We start from the raw sequence: 20,775 nt of genomic DNA on the forward strand, positions 1-20,775 counted from the left end.
AGTGTCGGTACCGAGCTACAGACCTACTTCCTTTCGATAGCCAACGAACGTACCAAGCCTTATATCTCCTTAGGAATCAGCGCTATTTATGGAGGGTATGAGAAAAATAACTTTACTATTGAGCGCACTTACTTCATGCCCCATATTGGCCTTGGGATTGTAACACAATTCTAAGTCTCTGAATGATTTACTGGGTAGGTCATGATCTTTTTCATGGCTCTCTGATTGATAATTAACAATTAACCATTGACAATTAACAATTAATCTTTTTATCTTTGCCTTCTGAAAAAAGACCCTCTTTTATGAGTACAGAGATCCCCTATCTATTGGCTATAGAATCCTCCTGTGACGACACCTCAGCGGCTGTCTTACAGGGGGATAAGGTACTTTCCAATATGATTGCCAGCCAAAAGATACATCAGGAATACGGAGGGGTGGTGCCGGAGCTGGCCTCACGGGCACACCAGCAGCATATCGTTCCGGTAGTGCATCAGGCCTTGCAGTGCGCTGGGGTCGGCAAAGAACAGCTATCGGCTATTGCCTTTACACGTGGGCCAGGCTTGCAGGGTTCCCTCTTGGTGGGGGTGTCCTTCGCCAAATCCTTGGCGCTCTCCTTAGGGATTCCCTTGGTGGAAGTCAATCACTTGCAAGGACATATCCTTTCCCACTTTATAGACGAAGGGCAGAAGAAGCCTGCTTTTCCTTTTTTGGCGATGACCATCAGCGGCGGACATACCCAAATCCTCAAGGTCAATGATTATTTTTCCATGGAAATCCTGGGGGAAACCCAAGATGATGCCACCGGAGAGGCCTTCGACAAGACCGCCAAGCTCCTGGGACTTCCCTACCCCGGAGGCCCCCTGATCGACCAATATGCCCAAAAGGGCAATCCTAAGGCCTTTCCCTTTCCTTTCCCTAAGGTGGAGGGACTGAACTTCAGCTTTTCTGGCCTGAAAACTGCCGTGCTTTACTTTATCCAAAAGCAAGAACAGTTACAACCAGGCTTTGTTCAGGCTCATTTGGCAGATATATGTGCCTCCGTGCAATATACCATCATAGAAATCCTGATGCGCAAGCTCAAAAAAGCTGTCGAGCAGACAGGCATCCGCCAAATTGCCATCGGAGGAGGGGTCTGCGCCAATTCTGGCTTGCGGCAAACCCTCCAACAGTATGCCCAAAAATACCATTGGGAGGTCTTCCTCCCCTCCTTCCAGTATTGTACCGACAATGCCGCTATGATCGGTATTGCTGCTTATTTCAAGTACTTACGAAAGGACTTTGCCGATATGCACATCACCGCTCAAGCAAGATACCGTTTTAGTGACTAATCACTAACCACTAACAACTAAAAAATGAACATCGCTATCGTCTGTTATTCCACCTTCGGGGGAAGCGGAGTAGTCGCCACCGAGTTGGGGGTTGCCTTAGCTCGAAAGGGCTACCAAATACACTTTATCACCAGCGGACAGCCGGTAAGGCTTTCTTCTTTTCATAAAAACATCCACTTACATCAGGTATATGTGGAGGAATATCCCTTGTTTCGCTACCAGCCCTACGAACTTGCCCTCACCAGCAAGATGGTGGAGGTAGTGCGAGAACACCACATCGATATTATCCACGCTCACTATGCGATTCCTCATGCCTATACAGCCTATATGGCAAAGCAAATCCTGCATAAGGAGGGATTAGAGGTCAAGATAATCACCACCCTACATGGCACTGATATTACCTTGGTAGGCAATCACCCTTATTATAAGACAGCGGTCAACTTCAGCATCAACGCCTCCGATGCCGTTACGGCTGTCTCTCATAGCTTGAGAAACATGACCTACGAACTATTTGATATTCAAAAACATATCCAGGTTATCCCCAATTTTATCAACTTAAAAAAGAAGAAACAGAAGCCCAGCACCTGTCATCGTGCCATGCTAGCCGAGCCGGACGAGCTGATCCTTACCCATGTGAGTAACTTCAGGCCAGTGAAAAGAGCCTGCGATGTGGTACGGATCTTCCACAAAGTCCTCCAACACAAAAAGGCACGCCTTGTGATGGTGGGCGATGGGCCTGATAGGGAAAATGCCCAAGCCGTAGCGCATGACTTGGAAATACAGAACTATGTAAACTTCCTGGGTAACTACCTGGATGTGAATGACATCCTTTGCTCCAGCGACCTTTTCCTGCTCCCTTCTGAGTCCGAGAGCTTTGGACTGGCCGCCTTAGAAGCCATGGCCGAAGGAGTGCCCGTTATCTCCAGCAATGCCGGAGGAATTCCTGAGGTGAATAAGCAAGGCGTTTCTGGCTTTTTAAGCCCCATAGGTGATATAGACGACATGGCTCGCAATGCCCTAATTATCTTGCAGGACAAGCTAACTCTCGACCGCTTCAAGGCGCAAGCCTTTCAGGAGGCGACCCTCTTCGATGAGGAAAAAATTATCCCTATGTATGAGCTAGCCTACAAAAACACACAAGGTTAATTTTATTACAAATTTTTAACTTTCATTTTATTATAAACCTTGTTTGAATTGTAAACATAGTTAAAAAATATATTATTATATTTAATATAACTACATTTGCAGCCCAGTAATTCATTACATTTGCTCATGACAGGTATAGAAATACAGAAAGCGCTTGATGATCTTTGCGCTGATATGAAGGCCAAATTACCTGGATTCCGCTTCTGTGGCATCCTTAGCTGTGCCGATGGCTCTATTATTGCCCATTCTACTGCGGATCCTGAACTTGATAAGATAGCCTCTGAAGTGGCTCCTTTCTTTTCTATTATTATAGATCAGGTGAAGCTTGTGGTTGCCTCATGTGCTTCTATAGGGGTTAAGGAAACCCATACGCTTCTTATTGAGACAAACAAAACCACCTTTGTATCAGGTATTTCCAACAAGGGGAAATTCTTTATTGTTTTATCCTTAGAAAGAGAAAAAGCCAATCTAGGTATCGCTAGAGCTCTTATAGAAGCAAGCCGTCCGCTTGCCACTATCCTGGATGAACAACTATAACTTCAAAACTTTGAAACACAGATTCAACTTTGAACCTGTGTTTTTCCTTTTTCTATAACACTACATGGCTCCTTAATCTTTGCCTTCAAAAAAAAAGACTTTTTTGTGCCTCTTTAAAAAAAATTTCGTATCTTTGTCCCATAAAATACTAAATTTAAATTTAATGAAATCATTAAGACTAACACTCTCTGTATTAGCCATTACGGCACTTGCCAGCTGTAACGGAGGAAGTGGAAATGGGCAAAACAACAACGATTCTCAGCCAGCCGCTGCCACTGAGACTCCTGCCGCTGCCACTCCTGCTGAGACTCCTGCTGCTCCTGCCGCTGGGGCTAATGTAGATTTGAACAACAAGGGAATAGGCCCAGTGAAAGCTGTAAACCCACCCCTTGGGGCTACTGTAGACCAAGCGCTTGCCGAAAAAGGTAAAGAGCTTTTCAAAATCAACTGTACCGCTTGCCACAAGCCTACTAAGAAATTCATAGGCCCAGCTCCTAAGGGTATCTTAGAAAGACGTGCTCCTGAATGGGTAATGAACATGATCCTCAACCCTGAGGAAATGATCGCTAACGACCCTATCGCAAAGCAACTTTTGCTCGAAGCCAACGGAGCCCCTATGGCAAACCAGCACCTCAATGAGGAGCAAGCCAGAGCTATCCTTGAGTACTTCCGTACCATAGAGTAAGCTCCCAAAAGACTCCTTCAGGCATGGGCTGAAGTAGTCTTTTGTTATCCATCTCTCGGATATAATTTTTTTTTAAATAAATTGTTTTTATGAAGACAAGCAAATTGTTATCTTTGGCAGTTGCTGGAGCTTTTCTTGCCAGTTGTGGAAATGGCAATAATAGCAATAGTAATAAGTCTGGAGCTATCGGTGCTTCAGATGCTGCCTCCAAGGTGTATGTAGCACCAGGAGAGTACGATGAGTACTATGCCTTCCTTTCAGGTGGTTTCAGTGGCCAGCTCGCCACTTACGGACTTCCTTCAGGACGACTCCTCAAAGTAATCCCTGTGTTCTCACAAGACCCTGAAAAGGCGTATGGTTACAACGAAGAAACCAAACCCCTTTTGCAAACTACCCACGGATTCATTCCTTGGGACGACACACACCACCCCGACCTTTCTCAAACTAATGGAGAAGTGGACGGCCGTTGGATCTTTATCAACGCGAATAACACCCCTCGTGTAGCGCGTATCAGCCTTAAGACTTTCGAAACTGAAGAAATCCTTGAGCTTCCTAACGCTGCCGGTAACCACTCTTCTACTTTCGTTACTGAAAATACGGAATATATCGTAGGGGGTACTCGTTTCTCCGTACCTATTCCTCAGGAAGACGTAGCTATCAAAGACTACAAAGGAAAATTCAAAGGGGTAATCTCTTTCGTGAAAATCAATCCTGATTCTGGGGCTATGAACCTTGAGTTCCAAATCCTTATGCCTGGGTTCAACTACGACTTAGCACACTCTGGTAAAGGTAAATCTCACGGATGGGTATTCTTCACCACTTACAACACTGAAGAAGCAAATACCCTTCTTGAGGTAGAAGCCTCACAAAATGACTACGACTATGTAGCTGCTATCAACTGGAAAGTAGCTGAGGACTATATCAAACAAGGTAAATTTACCGAAATGAAAGCGCCTCACTACCACAATACTTACAGCGATGAGACCCACACTGGTAAGAGTGAAGTAGTAGAAACTGTAAAAATCCTTGATGCTTCTCAGCTCCCAGGACTTGTTTACCTACTTCCTACTCCTAAATCTCCTCACGGAGTGGATGTTGACCCAACAGGGGAATACATCATCGGTAACGGAAAACTCGCTTCTGAACTTACTGTACACTCTTTCACTAAAATGCTAAAAGCTATTGAAGACAAAGCTTTTGATGGTGAAAAATATGGTATTCCTACTATCAAAATGGATGCTGTTGTAGCTGGCTCTGTAAAAAGCTCCGGTCTCGGCCCATTGCATACCGAATTCGACGACAAAGGTAATGCCTACACTACTTTCTTTATCTCTTCTGAAGTAGTAAAATGGAAAGTAGGTACTTGGGAAGTATTGGACAGAAAACCAACTTACTACGCTCCTGGACACCTTATGATCCCTGGTGGAGACTCTCGTAAGCCTTATGGTAAATACCTCGTTGCGATGAACAAGATTACCAAAGACCGCTACCTCCCTACCGGACCTGAGCTTTGCCAATCTGCCCAATTGTTCGATATCTCTGGTGACAAAATGGAACTCCTTTTGGACTTCCCAACTATCGGAGAACCTCACTATGCACAAGGTATTGCTGCCTCTAAAATCAAAGATCAACAAACTAAGATCTATGCACTTAAGGACAACCACCACCCTTACGTAACTCGTTCCGATGCCGATGCTAAAGTCGTAAGAGAAGGTAACAACGTTCATGTATACATGACTTGCGTTCGTAGCCACTTCTCTCCTGACAACATCGAAGGTATCAAAGTAGGGGACACTGTGTACTTCCACGTAACTAACGTAGAACAAGACTGGGATATCCCTCACGGATTTTCCGTATTGGGTGCTCAAAACTCAGAACTCCTTGTCATGCCTGGACAAACTGAAACCCTCGTTTGGAAACCTACCAAAGTAGGGGTATGGCCTTTCTACTGTACTGACTTCTGTTCAGCTCTTCACCAAGAAATGCAAGGATACCTCCGCGTATCTGCCGCTAATGCCAACACTCCGCTTAAGTGGAGCCTTGGTAGCGACGAAGAATAGTATATAACCAAAAAAGGCTGGTACTCGTATCAGCCTTTTTTACAAAATTTTAATTGAAATGAAAGCACGAATTCTAATGGTAGTAGCTTCCCTTTTGCTACTATTCTTATTCTTTTTCCCTATTTGGCATATCAAACTTGATGCGCCTCAATATCCAGAAGGTATCAATATGTATATCTGGATTGACGATATTAATGGAAAGAGCAGCTTCTCTGCCCAAGAGGACGAACTTTCCGTACACACTATTGAGAATGTGAACCTTCTCAACCACTATATAGGAATGAAACACATCCATGCCGAAGATTTTTGGGAATTCAAGTATTTCCCTTGGGTGATCGGAGGTTTCCTTGTCTTAGGTCTTATTATTGCTTTCTTAGGCAAGCGTATCCTATACCTTGTTTGGGCTGGCCTTATGGGTGTAGCTGGAGTATTGGGTATGTATGACTTCTATCAGTGGGAATATGACTATGGACACAACCTTAGCGACACTGCTCAGATCAAAATCCCTGGTATGGCCTACCAGCCTCCTTTCTTTGGAGGTAAGGAGCTGCTGAACTTCTATGCAGAATCCTATCCTGCATGGGGTACTTATGCAATGATTATTGCCGCTACACTGGCTATTGTAGCCTTCTTTGTTACCAAATGCGACAAATGCAATAAGTGCAAAGCATAGTCCTATGAAATAATCATCTTAGCCTAAGAGAATACCCCTTGGGCTAAGGTGATTTTATTTTTACAATCAACTGATTTACAATATATTAATCTTTATTAATTATCAAATCATGAAAAAAGTATTCTTATTACTGAGCATGGCGCTCTTAGCGGTTGCCTGCTCTCCCAAAGCGGAGCCTATCGACTATGGTAAGGAAGAATGTGCCTTCTGCAAGATGACCATCGTAAGCCCACAGTTCGCTTCCGAAGTGGTTACCCAAAAGTCGAAGGCCTTCAAGTATGATGCCATAGAGTGTATGCTCCAAGCCCCTCAAGAGGATAAGGTAGCCCTACACCTTGTGTGCGACTACCTACATGAAAACACCCTAATTGATGCGACCAAGGCCACTTATCTCATCTCCAAAGAGATACAAAGCCCTATGGGAGCTCACTTGGCTGCCTTCGCCTCAAAGGATGAAGCTCAAAAGGTACAAGCTGAAAAAGGGGGTGACCTATACGATTGGGCTGGTATTCAAGCCAAATTCCAAAGTCACCAACACCCTGCCCACGATCATGGAAACATGCACGATCACTAATATTATCTTCTAAATGCTAAAAAAACTAATACCCCTGCTTATAGGCCTCCCCTTTTGGGGAGAGGCCCAAAGCCTACAAGTATGCCCCCAATGTCCCTATAGTACCATCGCCCAAGCCATAGCCGCTGCCAAAGAAGGTGACACTATCCTGGTACAAAAGGGGGTATATGCTGAACATAATATCACCATTGATAAGCCCCTAACCCTCATAGGAAAGGACAGGCCTACTATCAACGGGCAGTTTAAGGGAAATATCTTTAAAATACGAGCTAACCAAGTCACCATCAAGGGATTCCGCTTGGCCAACGTCCCCTTCAAGGCGACCGAAGAACAAGCGGCTATTCACTTAGAAAAAGCCAAAAATTTCCTCATAGAGGACAACCTCATGGATCAGGTATGTTTCGGGGTCATCCTATTCAAGGGAAAGGATGGACTGGTGAAGAATAATAGAATCTCCTCCAACGCGAAGGAACAATACAATTCTGGAAATGCCATCCACCTATGGAGCTGTAAAAACGTGAAAGTCATAGGTAATGAGGCCTTCAATTGTCGTGATGGTATTTATATACAATTCTCTTCCAAATCCTATATCGAAGGTAACTACTGCTATGGAAACCTTCGCTATGGGCTGCACTTCATGTTCTCCGATGACAACGAATACCACCGCAACAAATTTGCCAAAAATGGTGCTGGTGCCGCAGTGATGTTCTCCAAGCGGGTCAAAATGGTGGAAAATACCTTCCAGGACAACTGGGGTCCCTCCTCCTACGGGCTATTGCTTAAGGAACTCTATGATTCCGAGCTGGTAGGCAATACCTTCTATCGCAATACCATAGGTATCAATGGGGAGAACTGTACCCGTATGAAGTATAATGAGAATACCTTCTCCGAGAACGGCTGGGGAATCCGTATCCGTGGAGGCTGTTACCAAAATGATTTTTGGGACAACAACTTCCTGAATAACACCTTCGATGTGGCTTATGATAACAACGTGAACGACAACAAGTTTCGCAGCAACTACTGGAGTGACTACACCGGTTACGACCTCAATAAGGACTCCGTAGGCGATGTCCCCTACCGCCCGGTGAAGCTCTTCTCCTACATCAGCAACCGAACTCCCGAGAGTATCGTGCTTTTGCGCAGCTTGTTCATCGATATCATGAACTTCTCCGAGAAAGTAGCCCCCGTTTTCACCCCTGAAAACCTCATCGACGAAACGCCCCGCATGGAGCCTTTCAAAAGAACCCAAAAATAACATTTACCCCAACTAATACCTATCTCAAGCATGATCGAATTCAAAGATGTCCATAAGAAATATGGCAAGTTAGAAGTCCTCAAAGGGGTGAGCTTTACCATCAAGGATGGGGGCATCATCGCCATCCTAGGCCCTAATGGCTCCGGGAAAACGACCTCCATGAAGAGCTTCCTCGGTATGGTGGTGCCTACCAAAGGTGACATCCTCTTCAATGGCAAATCTATCAAAAACCAATGGGCTTATAGGGAACAAATCTCCTATCTGCCCCAGATAGCCAACTTCCCCAGCAACCTGAAGGTGAAGGAGCTGATTGCCATGATCAAAAACATCAAAAAACTCCCCTGCCAAGACCAAGAACTCATAGAACTCTTCGGCCTACAAAAACATATGAACAAGTCCTTGGGCAACCTCTCCGGTGGTACCAAGCAGAAGGTAAACTTAGTGCTGACCTTCATGGTGGATGTTCCTGTACTGGTCTTGGACGAGCCTACCTCCGGACTGGATCCTATCGCTATCCTCGCTCTAAAGAAGCTCATCCTACGCGAGAAAGAAAAAGGAAAAACGATCCTTATCACCTCTCACATTCTTAGCTTCATTGAGGAACTCTCCGACGAGATCCTCTTTATCTTAGAAGGGAATATCTACTTCCGCGGCACCCCGCTGCAACTGCTGGAGACTACCCAAAAAGACAATTTCCAAGAAGCCATTGCCGAATTGCTAAAAAACGAAAAATATGATTAAGATTATCCGATATACTTTCTTCGACCTCATCCGCAGCAGCTGGACGTATTTCTACTTGGGGTTCTATCTGATTCTAAGTAGTATCCTCTTGTTCCTTAACCATGATATTTCCAAGTCGGTCATCACCCTTATGAACGTGATTATCGTGCTTATCCCTCTGATTTCCACCATCTTCGGGGTGATGTATTACTACAATGCACGAGAGTTCATTGAGCTGCTGCTGGCGCAGCCTATTCCCAGGAAGCACATCTTCTTAGGACAATACTTAGGCATCTCCCTTTCGCTCTCTCTGAGCCTTGTCATCGGACTGGGGGTTCCTTTCTTGCTCTATGGGCTATTCCTCTCCCCTGATATATTCAACTTTATCATGCTCATTATCACTGGGGTATTCCTAAGCTTCATCTTTGTAGGTTTCTCCTACCTCATCGGGCTTTACTATGAGAACAAGATCAAGGGTTTCAGCTTGGCCATCTTCATTTGGCTCTTCATGGCGGTGATTTTCGATGGTCTCTTCCTGATTTGCTTTATGGTATTCCGTCAATATCCCTTGGATACCTTCTCTATGGCGATGATTTTGTTCAATCCTGTGGATCTCTCCCGTATCCTCGTCCTACTGAAGTTAGACATCTCTGCGCTGATGGGCTACACCGATGCGATTTTCAAGTCCTTCTTCGGCTCCACCGCCGGTATTGCCGCCTCCTTGGGCTCTCTAAGTCTCTGGGTCGGTGCCATTATCCTGATGATACTAAGAAAAATAAAGAAGAAAGACTTTTAGTTAGTTTGAGTTTTGAGTTGTAAGTTTTGAGTTGTAAGTAACTCAAAATTAAAAACTCAAAACTCAAAACTTTTTTGTATTTTTGCCTTCTAATTCCAAATCACTTTATCTTATGACTATTGTTCAGTTTCAGTATATTCTGGCCGTTGCCCAATATAAGAACTTCAGTGTAGCGGCAGAAAAATGCTTTGTGACCCAACCTACCCTAAGCATGCAGGTACAGCGCTTAGAAGAGGAATTGGACGTGCTTATCTTTGATCGTTCCAAAAAGCCGGTACGCGTAACCGAGATAGGAGAAAAAATCCTAAAACAGGCCGAGAGTATCGTCAACGAATCTGAACGTATCAAGAGCCTCATTGCCCAGCACAAAGGCTTTATCGGAGGGCGTTTCCGCTTGGGAATTATCCCCACCATTGCCCCTACGCTGCTGCCTATGTTCCTGAACAACTTCACTAAGAAATATCCCAAAGTAGAACTCAAGGTAGAGGAAATGGCCACCCGTGAGTGTATCCGAGAATTGAACGAAGGAAGCCTCGATGTGGCTATTGTAGCGACCCCCTTGGGAGAGAAAAACCTCATCGAACGTGTCCTATACGAGGAACCTTTTGTAGCCTATATCCCCAATGAGAGATACCACCTAAAGGAAAAACAGAAGATAAAAGTCTCCGACCTCAAGCTCCATGATATGCTCATGCTTCAGGACGGACACTGTTTTCGCGATAGCGTACTGAATCTCTGCCAGGAACTGGCTCATCAGGAGAAGGGGAAAGGCCTTCCCGTGGAAATCAAAAGTGGTAGCTTCGAGACCCTTATCCGCCTCTCCAACGAAGGTATGGGCATGACCCTACTCCCCTACCTACATACGCTCAACTTAGGGGAGAAAGAAATAAAAAACCTACACTATTTCGAGGATCCTGCCCCCGCTCGTGAAGTCAGCCTCCTATACCACAATCACGAACTGAAAATCAATATTATCAATGCCTTACACGAGGTCATTGCTGGGGTTGTTCGCGGTGCAATTACCTTCCACGACCTCCATATCATTGACCCTATACTCAAGAAAAAAAGCAAGAAATAGTTTTGAGTTTTGAGTTATTAATTCAAAACTCAAAACTAAGAATTTAAGTAGAGTTGTCTTACAATCCCATCGGCCAAGCCTACTTTAGGGACAAGGATATGCTTGATTTTAGCCCATTTCATGGCCTTGATATAGATAGGCAATGCCAAAGGAAGAATATCAGCGCGGTCCGGGTTGAGTTCCAGGTCACGGATACGCTCCTCATAGGTCATCTGGTTGATTTGCTCGAGGTATTCCTCCAAGAAGTGTAGGGTAAGCGGTACATCCTTGCGCTTACCGGTGGATTTGGATATCTTATTGATATTCCCGCCGGAGCCTATCGCTTCCATATCCTTGAGGTCTTTGGTATAGAGGCGTATCCAGTCCTTCACCTTGTCCCACAACTGCTCGTCAGCCTTGCCCTTGAGCAGGCGTACCCCCCCTATGGGGAAAGACCTGGCTGCCCTAACCTCGCCTTGGGCATATACGGTAAACTCCGTACTTCCTCCCCCCACATCTATATAGAGGTAGTTCTTATCTCCCTCCAAGAGGGTATGTAGGTCTGTATTGGCAATAATAGCAGCCTCCTCCGCCCCATCTATAATTTCTATAAAGATCCCCGTCTGCTGGGCTACTTCCTCCACTACTTCCTTCCCATTGGTTGCTTCTCGCATCGCCGAGGTAGCACAAGCCCGATAGGCCTCCACCCCTTGTACTTTCATCAGTAAGCGATAAGCCTCCATCGCATCCTTTAGGCGAACCGTATTCTCGGGGCTTATCTTCCCCTGTTCGAAGACATCCGCCCCCAAGCGGATAGGAACCCGCACCAAGCTCCCCTTGGAGAAAATAGGCTCCTTGCCCTCTTCCTCTAATACATTGGCAATAAGGAGACGAACCCCATTGGAACCAATATCTATTCCTGCAAATTTTCGTATATTCATGGTTTTGTTATGTTAGTTTTACTTTGCAAAGCTACAAAGATAAAACAATAAAAAAAGCTAATAAATGCCAATTAAAACACAAAAACCTTCTGCAACACAGTCACAGAAGGAATTTAAAAAATTAAGTAGAATGAAAAAGAAATTTATAACAGTTTGACAACGTCTTTGGCAAAATAAGAGGCGATAAGGTCAGCCCCCGCTCTCTTAATAGCATAGATTTGCTCCAGCATAATCGCATCGTGGTCTAACCACCCGCGTTGTGCTGCTGCCTTGATCATAGCATATTCTCCAGATACTTGATATACGGAAACAGGTACCTGTACCGCATTCTTCACCTCACGTACCACATCCAAATATACAATACCGGGCTTTACCATCACCATATCAGCACCCTCGGCCACATCCATAGCCACCTCTTTGAGGGCTTCTATACGATTGGCAAAATCCATCTGATAGGTTTTCTTATCCTTAGGAATATCCTGCATATCTACCGGAGCACTATCCAAGGCATCGCGGAAAGGCCCATAGAGTGCCGAAGCATATTTGGCCGAATAGGCCATAATACCCGCATTTTTATAGTTATTTTCGTCCAAGACACGGCGTATTTCCTCTATACGACCATCCATCATATCGCTGGGAGCCACCCAGTCGGCACCGGCTTGTATATGAGAAAGACTCATTTGAGCCAATACCGATACCGTCTCATCATTGAGTACCACCCCTTCTTTGATGATACCATCATGCCCATAGATAGAATAAGGGTCGAGCGCCACATCGGTCATCACCAGCATTTGAGGGGTCGCCTCTTTGACTGTTTTGACAGCTCGCTGCATCAGTCCCTCAGGATTAAGCGCTTCCGTTCCTTGATTATCTTTCAGGTTATCAGGCACTTTTACAAATAGCAATACAGATTTGATGCCTAAGCTCCACAATTCCTTTACCTCCTTGGCCAATATATCCAAGCTATAGCGATAATAGTCCGGCATGGAGGGGATTTCCTCTTTTACGCCCTTACCCTCTACCACAAAGAGCGGTACGATAAAATCATTAGGCGTTACAGTAGTTTCTCTTACCAAGGCGCGTATGGTGTCATTTACACGCAATCTGCGATTTCTTCTAAGTAGGTTCACTTTTTTAGGATTTAAGGGTTATAGGATTACAGATAACAAACCTCTAATCCGTAACCACTAATTCAACGAGTGCAAAGATACGTTTTTTTCTGTTAAAAAAGAAATTATATCTGTTAGATTTTGTACTTTTGTCCGTAAAAAATAACATATGCGGTTTTATATGCTTTGGATAGGCTGTCTCTTAACAGCAGTAGCCTCGGCACAGAGCGACTCCCTACAGATAGACCATAGTATAGATACTAAGTATTTAGAAGACCAATTTTACCTTGGGGTAAGCTATGATTGGCTTGTATCCAAGCCCGAGAATATGAAGCAACACAGCTTCTCCCGAAGCTTCTTCGGAGGCTATCAGCGGGATATTCCCTTGAATAAGGCGCGCAATATAGGGCTAGCCGCAGGGGTGGGGCTCTCCTATGAATTGCTTTACATTAATCTCAAGGCTACCCCATCTGATACAGGCACTCTATACGACTTGGTCTCTATCGAAAAAGCCCGAATCCATAAGAACTATTACGAGCACTACCGAGTGGACTTCCCTATCGAATTCCGCTGGCGTACCTCCACCCCTTATACCCATAAGTTTTGGCGTATTTATACAGGACTTAGGCCCTCCATTGCTTTTGTCTCTGGCTATAAGTTGGACAGTTCTTCCCAAAACTATACCCTCTCTTTGGAATCCCTCAAGGAATTTCAGTGTGGCCTCTATGCCGCTATAGGGCATAATACCTGGAACATCTATGTCCAATATGGTCTGCGCCCTCTCTTTAAGGATACCTATAGCCAAGAGGGCACCTCTTTGGAGAGTCATATGCTAAATATCGGACTTATTTTTTATATTCTGTAATTTTTTTTGGTCAATTCAAATAAAAATTCTATTTTTGCCCCCAAATTTAAAACAATATTGTTATTTATGGGATTTTTAAAAGAATTCAAAGAATTTGCTGTAAAAGGCAATGTAGTTGATTTGGCTATAGGGGTGATCATTGGGGCTGCATTTGGCGCCATCGTATCTTCCTTAGTAGCTGATGTGATCACACCTTTACTACTCAACCCAGCGCTAAAGGCCGCTCAGGTGGATAAGCTCGATGCCCTCATATGGAATGGGGTCGCTTATGGAAAATTCTTAGCCGCGGTGATCAACTTCTTATTTGTAGCCTTTGTACTCTTTATGTTGGTTAAAGGTATCAACAAGTTGAAGAAGAAGGAAGAAGAAGCCCCCGCTGCTCCAGCAGGGCCTACTCAAGAAGAACTATTGGCTGAGATCCGAGATCTGTTAAAAAAATAGTTTTCCATTTTATTTATTGCAGAAAATTGCCTCCTATCCTTTGGGAGGTAATTTTTTTAATAACACTACCCTTAGATGTAAGAAAAATTATTATCTTTGCTCTCTGTTAACGTCTCTTCTTTTATGTCTCATTACACAAGAATAACAGCCAATAGTGATACTATTGTAATTAATCTATCGCAATATTTGTATGATGCAGGCAAAACAGAATCGATGGTTATTGGACATTCAACCGAAGCAAACCCTAATTTACCTTCAACTAAAAGAAAGAAGAAACTGATTGATAAAGAATAGAAGGAACGAGCCAATATATCACAAGATTACCGTCACGGAGAACGAAAGTTTTATAATAATGGAAAAGTTATCTTAACAACAACTAAGGAAGGCAGAATTACAGGTGAAGAAATTAGAGAGGCATTAAAAAATACAAGTTTATGATTATTATCTTTTTGATTTTTTTTCTTATTTGCTATTTAATAAGTTTTCTTATTGTAAAAAGATTTATCAAAAAGAATAAATGGCAATGGTTTTTTATTATTGGGTGGATAGTAGCCTTATTAGGGTTTATCATAAATGTATTTTTACATCACGACTTTGGAATGGATGGGTTTGCAAATATTAGTGATTTAAAAATAGCATTGGTGTTTTCTATTTATGAAACTATATTAGAACCACTCCATCACATTTTATTTTTAGTTGCAGTAATTTGGTTTATTGTAGAATGGTATAAAAAGAAAAAAATATTCAAACAGATCTAATGACACTATAGAATTGGATATCATTTTTTGGTATCTTTTCAAATCCGTAAAGAAATTACTATCATTACCGACCAAAGCTCCTATAGGTCATTCTTAGTCTCAATAATAAGGATTACCTCATAGAAGCTACTCTTAGTGATAATGACAATCAACGAAAAATGGAAGCAGAACCTGTACCCCGACACTTAGCTAGACATATGCTGGAAGTGAATGCCAACAGTATGGATCTTTTCGTCGCAAGAGAACTATATTCCAATCATTTAACAGATTTTAATCATGTCATAGTAGATCAAGAAACAAAGAATTTAAAAACGCTTCAGATCCAAAATTCACGGAACGATTTAAAGAAATTGTAAACCAAAACACTTTTAGATACAAAAGTAATTATAGGGTCATACATAAGAGATAATATAGTAAATCCTCCGAACTTCAGGGGATTTATCATCTTAAAGTCCTAATATTTTCTATTAGAATACAAAAAACTCCTGACAAACAGCTATTTGTCAGGAGTTTTGGGTGGAGTATGGGGCTCGAACCCACGACCTTCGGAACCACAATCCGACGCTCTAACCAACTGAGCTAAAACCACCATCTATTTCGGGTGCAAAGGTAAGACTTTTTTTCTAATTAAAAAAACTTTTTTCAAGAAAAAATATATTTTCCATAGTTTGATTTGCAACAAATTGATTTTTAATCATTTATCACGATTCGCAATTCATGTCCCCTAAAAAATTGCTCATTTGTCATTATTGTTGTATCTTTGCCCCTCTAAAACTTCATAAGATAATGAAAGCAGGTATCGTAGGGCTCCCCAATGTGGGAAAATCAACACTATTTAATTGTTTGTCAAACGCTAAGGCACAAAGTGCCAACTTCCCTTTTTGTACCATAGAACCCAACTTGGGGGTGGTCAATGTTCCTGATGTGCGCCTTGAGAAGCTCGAAGCGCTCGTCAATCCGGAGCGTGTACAGCCCGCTACAGTGGAGATTGTGGATATTGCAGGTCTTGTCAAAGGTGCCAGCAAGGGAGAAGGCCTCGGGAACCAATTCTTAGGTAATATACGTGAATGCCACGCTATTATCCATGTGTTGCGCTGCTTCGACAATGACAATATCGTCCATGTGGATGGCTCTGTAAACCCTATTCGAGACAAAGAAACCATAGATATAGAACTACAACTCAAGGACTTGGAGACTGTAGAGAAACGCCTCGAGAAGGTAACCCGTGCCGCCAAGGCAGGCGATAAGGTTGCTCAAAAGGAATTGGCGCTCTTAGGTCGCTATAAGGAAGCGCTTCTTCAGGGGATTTCTGCACGTGCTGTTGCGCTCTCTGAAGAGGAGGCCGAACTCAGCCAAAGCTATCAGCTACTTACAGCCAAGCCCATTCTCTATGTCTGCAATGTAGATGAGGCCGCTGCGGCTAATGGAAACAAATATGTGGAGCAGGTCAGGGAAGCAGTCAAAGACGAAAACGCCCAAGTCATCGTCCTTGCAGTGGCCACTGAGGCCGATATAGCTGAATTGGAAACTTACGAAGAGCGACAGATGTTCCTGCAAGACATGGGACTGAGCGAACCTGGGGCTTCAGTACTGATCCGTGCTGCCTATAAGCTCCTAAGCCTACAGACCTATTTTACTGCTGGAGTCAAGGAAGTACGTGCTTGGACAATTCCTGTGGGAGCCACCGCACCTCAGGCGGCAGGGGTGATACACTCCGATTTCGAACGTGGTTTTATCCGTGCCGAAGTGATTGCCTATGAGGACTTTATCTCCTATGGCAGCGAAAGCAAGGTCAAGGAAGCCGGCAAAATGCGTGTAGAAGGCAAGGAATATATCGTCAAAGACGGTGATATCATGCACTTTAGATTCAATGTATAGCTTAGTGACTAATGACTAACGATTAGTGACTAATCCACCCCATCACTAAAACTATTTATCATTAATCATTTGTCATTAATCATTAATTTTGTACTTTTGCCCCGAACTTTTATTCATAACACCGTGAAATTATCTAAAGAGGCTAAGACAGCCATTATCATTCTCATAGGATTAGCATGCTTTATATTTGGCATAAGCTATATCAAGTCTTCTTCCTTGTTCAGTTCTAACAAGGATTACTATGCTATTTTTTCCCATTCAGCTGGCTTGCAATCAGGAACGAATGTAACGGCCAATGGGGTGGGGATTGGAACTGTGAAATCGGTTGTGATAGACCCTAAGACTGCCCAAGTGGTAGTTACCTTTTCTATCAAGAAGGACTTTACCTTCTCCAAGAATACAGTGGCCGAGATCTATAGTAGCTTGGTTGGAAATACAAGCCTACAGCTACTTCCGGCTATGGATGGGGCTGCTCTTGCGCAAGCAGGAGACACCTTGACTTCCCATATCCAAACCAGCCTGATGGATGCCATAGGTGCCAATATAGAACCTACCATTGGCAACCTTAATAAGGCGCTTACCGCTGCTGACTCTCTTATAGGAAATGTCTCTAACACCCTGGATGCCAAAACTCAACAAGATATCAAAGAGAGCTTGGCCAACCTGAATCTTACCCTACAACAGATGACCAAGGCTTCAGCCAATCTCAACAATCTCTTAAGTGCCTCCAGTGCCCCTCTACAGAAGTCTTTGGCTAATATGCAGACCGTCTCAGGAAACTTTGTACAGCTAAGCGATTCCCTTTCTAAGTTACAGATAGGTCGCCTCATGGAGCAAATGGAAGGTACCCTTAGCAAAGTCAATGGTCTTTTGGCACAAGTCGAAAAAGGAGGTGGTACCGTAAGCAAACTCCTTACCGATCCTAAGCTATACAACAACCTACAAACAGCCACTTCCGAACTCGGCCTACTGATGGAAGACCTTCGCCTCAACCCTAAGCGCTATGTTCATATCTCAGTGTTTGGGAAGAATAACCAAGCGTACGAAACTCCTAAAAAGGTAGAGACCCCAATCTCAGAGAGAAATTAGTGATTAGTGGTTAGGCTAACCACTAATCGCTAAAAACGAATCACTGACAACTAAAAACTGACTTTCTTGTTTATATTATTAGTCATAGCAGGCATTGCTCTTTTTGTGCGCAATATGCGTCGGCTGCGCCATAATATTCGCTTAGGGACAGTGGTGGATACCTCTGACCATAAGCGGGAACGACTTATACGTATGCTTCGCTTAGCCTTAGGGCAAGGAAAAATGGGCGTACGCCCTGTGGCAGGACTGCTACACTTATTTGTATATGTGGGCTTTATCATTATCAATATAGAGGTATTGGAAATCCTTATCGATGGGATTTTCTCCACTCACCGTGCATTTGGCTTTATGGGTGGTTTTTACAACTTTCTTATTGGTGCTTTTGAGTGCTTGGCGCTTTTAGTCTTAGTGGGGGTAGTGACCTTCTATATCCGTAGGAATGTACTAAAGATTTCACGCTTCCACAAAAAGGAACTACAAGGCAGTGCGCAGCGTGATGCCAATATCATCCTCTATGCGGAGATGGTGATGATGAGCCTTTTCTTGGTAATGAACGCCTGCGATTACCTCTTACAAATCAGAGAAGTAGCTCCTTATGCCAAGGTAGGTGCCTTCCCTGTAAGCCAGTGGATCAGTCCTCTGTTTGCCTCTTTCTCGACTCCTGTACTTATTGCGATAGAACGTACTGCCTGGTGGGGGCACATCATCGGGATTTTTGCCTTCCTCAATTACCTCTACTACTCCAAGCACCTACATATCCTCTTGGCTTTCCCTTATACCTATTATGCACCGGTAAAGCCCAAAGGGGAGCTAAACAACCTCCCTTCAGTCACCCGAGAAGTCCAACTCATGCTCGGCACCATAGAGGACAATGGAGCGGAAGAGCCTACTCCCACCTTTGGTGCCTCTGATATCATGCACCTGAGTCGTACCCAACTGCTTGCCGCCTATAGCTGTACCGAATGCGGCCGCTGTACCGATGAGTGTCCGGCCAACCAAACCGGAAAGCTACTCTCCCCCCGTAAAATCATGATGGATACCCGCCGAAGAACGCAAGAGGTGGGCGAAAATATACGAAAACATAAAGGTGTCTTCCAGCCTGATAACAAGCAACTTTTGGGCGACTATATCACCCCCGAAGAGCTATGGGCTTGTACTACTTGTGCTGCCTGCGTGGAGGCCTGTCCTATGGAAATCAACCCCCTATCTATCATTATGGATATGCGCCGCTATATCGTCATGGAACAATCCGCAGCTCCTACTTCCCTAAACAAGATGATGACCCAGATAGAAAATACCTCCTCTCCCTGGGGCTATCACCCCTCTGAAAGAGAAAAAGTATGGAAAGAATAGGAAATTTGTTTTTTTATTCGTAACTTTGTCACTCTATATAACCTTATTAATAACCTATTAATCTGCTGTAATATGTATAAAGTAGTATTATTACGTCATGGACAAAGTGAATGGAACAAACTCAACCTATTCACAGGTTGGCAGGATGTAGATCTTACCGAGCAAGGAGTACAGGAGGCTCGTGAGGCCGGCCGAGTACTCAAGGAAGAGGGATTTCGCTTCGATGTAGCCTATACATCCGTGCTCAAGAGAGCTATCAAAACCCTGAATAATGCCTTGGAAGTGATGGGCGAGCTATGGGTACCTACCTACAAAAGCTGGCGCCTGAATGAAAAGAGCTACGGAGCGCTACAAGGGCTTAACAAGGCCGAAACAGCCGCTAAGTATGGCGAAGATCAAGTACTCCTATGGAGACGTTCGTATGATGTACAGCCTCCCCTATTGGAAGAAAGCGATGAGCGCCACCCCTCTCATGACCGCCGTTACAATGCCCTTACCAAGGAAGAGAAAACCGCCGGAGAAAGCCTCAAGGACTGCTACGATCGTATGCTCCCCCTATGGTTCAGCGACATAGCCCCTGCTATCAAAGAAGGAAAAAGCGTAATTATCGCCGCCCATGGCAACAGCTTGCGCTCCTTAGTACAGTATCTCGATAGCCTTTCAGAGGAAGAAATCCTAAAGCTGAATATTCCAACCGGAGTACCTTTGGTATATGAATTGGATGCGGAGCTAAAACCTATCAAACACTACTACTTAGGTGACCAAGAGGCCATTGCTGCTGCTATCAATAGTGTTGCCAATCAAGGAAAAAGCAAATAAAAATTTTGAGTTTTGAGTGCTTAGTGCTGAGTTGTAGTAAACTCAAAATTAAAAACTCAAAACTCAAAATTTATATTCATATCAGGAAAGCGAACAGACCGGATGGGTTCTCCTTGGGCGACAGGGGGAAGACCTATATAGTGTCCTTGTTCTAAAACATATACTGAGATGGAGGGTTCCTGAGGATATACGATCCAATATTCAGGTACGCCAGCTTCTTCGTATATTCGGTATTTGTCCTTGAGATCTCTTTTTGAATTATGAGCGGAAAGTACTTCTATTACCAAGTCGGGAGCTCCTATAGCGCCGCGTTCATCGAGTTTGCTCGGATCACAGATAACACATAAGTCGGGCTGTACAACTGTATCTATTTGGTTGTCAGCCTTTCCTTTTTGGGGTAAACGGACATCAAAGGGAGAGAGATAGACCCTGCATTCGCACTTATCTGTACATTGTTTAAAGAAATTAACCAACCGCCAGTGCAAGTCACCAATGACCTCCTGATGCCTACGAGAGGGAGCCGGAGACATAGAAAAGATACGCCCTCTGAGCAACTCTACACGTTCCTTGAGCTGCCAAAGTAGGTAATCCGCATAGGTATAGATACCTTGGGGGTCTAACTGACTGAGATGAGTGATGACCATTCTTGGTAGTTTTGAGTTGGTAGTTTTGAGTTTTAAGCTACTTTCTA

At 43.9% G+C, this 20,775-nt stretch carries 22 protein-coding genes and 1 tRNA gene; 19 read left to right on the forward strand and 4 right to left on the reverse strand.

Annotation, left to right across the window (positions count from 1 at the left end; all coding sequences use genetic code 11):
* The first annotated feature begins 302 nt into the window (after window positions 1-302).
* From tsaD to HMPREF1551_RS01045, 11 genes are all read left to right on the forward strand, one after another.
* Entirely contained in the window at window positions 303-1,328 is a 1,026-nt protein-coding gene (gene tsaD, locus HMPREF1551_RS00995; RefSeq protein WP_021627121.1) for a tRNA (adenosine(37)-N6)-threonylcarbamoyltransferase complex transferase subunit TsaD, read from the forward strand.
* 24 nt (window positions 1,329-1,352) lie between these two features.
* Complete coding sequence (bshA, locus tag HMPREF1551_RS01000; protein ID WP_021627122.1) at window positions 1,353-2,474, forward strand: N-acetyl-alpha-D-glucosaminyl L-malate synthase BshA; 1,122 nt, start codon at window positions 1,353-1,355, stop codon at window positions 2,472-2,474.
* A 126-nt stretch (window positions 2,475-2,600) separates the two neighbouring features.
* A complete protein-coding gene (locus HMPREF1551_RS01005) occupies window positions 2,601-3,011 on the forward strand; it encodes a hypothetical protein (RefSeq protein ID WP_021627123.1) in 411 nt (136 codons plus the stop codon).
* Between the two features lie 163 nt (window positions 3,012-3,174).
* Complete coding sequence (locus HMPREF1551_RS01010) at window positions 3,175-3,696, forward strand: c-type cytochrome (RefSeq protein ID WP_021627124.1); 522 nt, start codon at window positions 3,175-3,177, stop codon at window positions 3,694-3,696.
* Between the two features lie 89 nt (window positions 3,697-3,785).
* Window positions 3,786-5,756 (forward strand): Sec-dependent nitrous-oxide reductase, encoded by a 1,971-nt coding sequence (gene nosZ, locus HMPREF1551_RS01015; RefSeq protein ID WP_021627125.1) that lies wholly within the window; start codon window positions 3,786-3,788, stop codon window positions 5,754-5,756.
* A 58-nt stretch (window positions 5,757-5,814) separates the two neighbouring features.
* Window positions 5,815-6,429 (forward strand): hypothetical protein, encoded by a 615-nt coding sequence (locus HMPREF1551_RS01020; RefSeq protein ID WP_021627126.1) that lies wholly within the window; start codon window positions 5,815-5,817, stop codon window positions 6,427-6,429.
* Between the two features lie 109 nt (window positions 6,430-6,538).
* Window positions 6,539-7,003: a nitrous oxide reductase accessory protein NosL gene (locus tag HMPREF1551_RS01025; RefSeq protein ID WP_021627127.1), complete on the forward strand. Its 465-nt coding sequence runs from the start codon at window positions 6,539-6,541 to the stop codon at window positions 7,001-7,003.
* Window positions 7,004-7,016: 13 nt separating this feature from the next.
* A complete protein-coding gene (locus HMPREF1551_RS01030) occupies window positions 7,017-8,258 on the forward strand; it encodes a nitrous oxide reductase family maturation protein NosD (protein WP_021627128.1) in 1,242 nt (413 codons plus the stop codon).
* A gap of 30 nt (window positions 8,259-8,288) precedes the next feature.
* On the forward strand, window positions 8,289-8,999 hold the full coding sequence (locus tag HMPREF1551_RS01035; RefSeq protein ID WP_021627129.1) for an ABC transporter ATP-binding protein: 711 nt from the start codon (window positions 8,289-8,291) through the stop codon (window positions 8,997-8,999).
* Window positions 8,992-9,774 (forward strand): ABC transporter permease, encoded by a 783-nt coding sequence (locus tag HMPREF1551_RS01040; RefSeq protein ID WP_021627130.1) that lies wholly within the window; start codon window positions 8,992-8,994, stop codon window positions 9,772-9,774. Before HMPREF1551_RS01035 ends, HMPREF1551_RS01040 begins: the two co-directional genes overlap by 8 nt.
* A gap of 112 nt (window positions 9,775-9,886) precedes the next feature.
* On the forward strand, window positions 9,887-10,852 hold the full coding sequence (locus HMPREF1551_RS01045) for a hydrogen peroxide-inducible genes activator (protein WP_021627131.1): 966 nt from the start codon (window positions 9,887-9,889) through the stop codon (window positions 10,850-10,852).
* Between the two features lie 35 nt (window positions 10,853-10,887).
* Here HMPREF1551_RS01045 and HMPREF1551_RS01050 read toward each other — a convergent pair whose 3' ends face one another.
* Window positions 10,888-11,772 carry a Ppx/GppA phosphatase family protein gene (locus HMPREF1551_RS01050; protein ID WP_021627132.1) on the reverse strand — a complete coding sequence of 295 codons (885 nt, stop codon included), beginning with the start codon at window positions 11,770-11,772 and terminating at the stop codon, window positions 10,888-10,890.
* A 143-nt stretch (window positions 11,773-11,915) separates the two neighbouring features.
* Window positions 11,916-12,902, reverse strand: coding sequence for a porphobilinogen synthase (hemB, locus tag HMPREF1551_RS01055; RefSeq protein WP_034544043.1), 987 nt, complete (start codon window positions 12,900-12,902; stop codon window positions 11,916-11,918).
* Window positions 12,903-13,050: 148 nt separating this feature from the next.
* Here hemB and HMPREF1551_RS01060 point away from each other — a divergent pair, with 148 nt between their 5' ends.
* The 4 genes from HMPREF1551_RS01060 (at window position 13,051) to HMPREF1551_RS14465 (ending at window position 15,301) form a co-directional block, all read left to right on the forward strand.
* Entirely contained in the window at window positions 13,051-13,746 is a 696-nt protein-coding gene (locus HMPREF1551_RS01060) for a porin family protein (RefSeq protein ID WP_021627134.1), read from the forward strand.
* Window positions 13,747-13,812: 66 nt separating this feature from the next.
* Window positions 13,813-14,187 (forward strand): large conductance mechanosensitive channel protein MscL, encoded by a 375-nt coding sequence (gene mscL / locus HMPREF1551_RS01065; protein ID WP_021627135.1) that lies wholly within the window; start codon window positions 13,813-13,815, stop codon window positions 14,185-14,187.
* Window positions 14,188-14,621: 434 nt separating this feature from the next.
* On the forward strand, window positions 14,622-14,945 hold the full coding sequence (locus tag HMPREF1551_RS01070; protein WP_021627138.1) for a hypothetical protein: 324 nt from the start codon (window positions 14,622-14,624) through the stop codon (window positions 14,943-14,945).
* A gap of 119 nt (window positions 14,946-15,064) precedes the next feature.
* Complete coding sequence (locus HMPREF1551_RS14465) at window positions 15,065-15,301, forward strand: AlwI family type II restriction endonuclease (RefSeq protein WP_410492496.1); 237 nt, start codon at window positions 15,065-15,067, stop codon at window positions 15,299-15,301.
* 158 nt (window positions 15,302-15,459) lie between these two features.
* On the opposite strand, the gene HMPREF1551_RS01080 is transcribed toward HMPREF1551_RS14465, so the two are convergent.
* Window positions 15,460-15,535, reverse strand: a tRNA-His gene (locus HMPREF1551_RS01080).
* 196 nt (window positions 15,536-15,731) lie between these two features.
* On the opposite strand from HMPREF1551_RS01080, the gene ychF reads away from it, so the two are divergent.
* The 4 genes from ychF to gpmA all read left to right on the forward strand — a co-directional run bounded on the left by ychF (window position 15,732) and on the right by gpmA (window position 20,084).
* On the forward strand, window positions 15,732-16,823 hold the full coding sequence (ychF, locus tag HMPREF1551_RS01085; protein ID WP_021627140.1) for a redox-regulated ATPase YchF: 1,092 nt from the start codon (window positions 15,732-15,734) through the stop codon (window positions 16,821-16,823).
* Window positions 16,824-16,946: 123 nt separating this feature from the next.
* Window positions 16,947-17,912, forward strand: coding sequence for an MlaD family protein (locus tag HMPREF1551_RS01090; protein WP_021627141.1), 966 nt, complete (start codon window positions 16,947-16,949; stop codon window positions 17,910-17,912).
* Between the two features lie 66 nt (window positions 17,913-17,978).
* On the forward strand, window positions 17,979-19,265 hold the full coding sequence (locus tag HMPREF1551_RS01095; RefSeq protein WP_081695728.1) for a (Fe-S)-binding protein: 1,287 nt from the start codon (window positions 17,979-17,981) through the stop codon (window positions 19,263-19,265).
* A 72-nt stretch (window positions 19,266-19,337) separates the two neighbouring features.
* Window positions 19,338-20,084 (forward strand): 2,3-diphosphoglycerate-dependent phosphoglycerate mutase, encoded by a 747-nt coding sequence (gpmA, locus tag HMPREF1551_RS01100; protein WP_021627143.1) that lies wholly within the window; start codon window positions 19,338-19,340, stop codon window positions 20,082-20,084.
* Between the two features lie 56 nt (window positions 20,085-20,140).
* On the opposite strand, the gene HMPREF1551_RS01105 is transcribed toward gpmA, so the two are convergent.
* Window positions 20,141-20,728, reverse strand: a complete 588-nt coding sequence (locus HMPREF1551_RS01105; protein ID WP_021627144.1) for a Uma2 family endonuclease — start codon at window positions 20,726-20,728, stop codon at window positions 20,141-20,143.
* Window positions 20,729-20,775 lie beyond the last annotated feature (47 nt).

The sequence above is a fragment of the Capnocytophaga sp. oral taxon 863 str. F0517 genome (genome assembly GCF_000466425.1).
Taxonomy (GTDB): domain Bacteria; phylum Bacteroidota; class Bacteroidia; order Flavobacteriales; family Flavobacteriaceae; genus Capnocytophaga.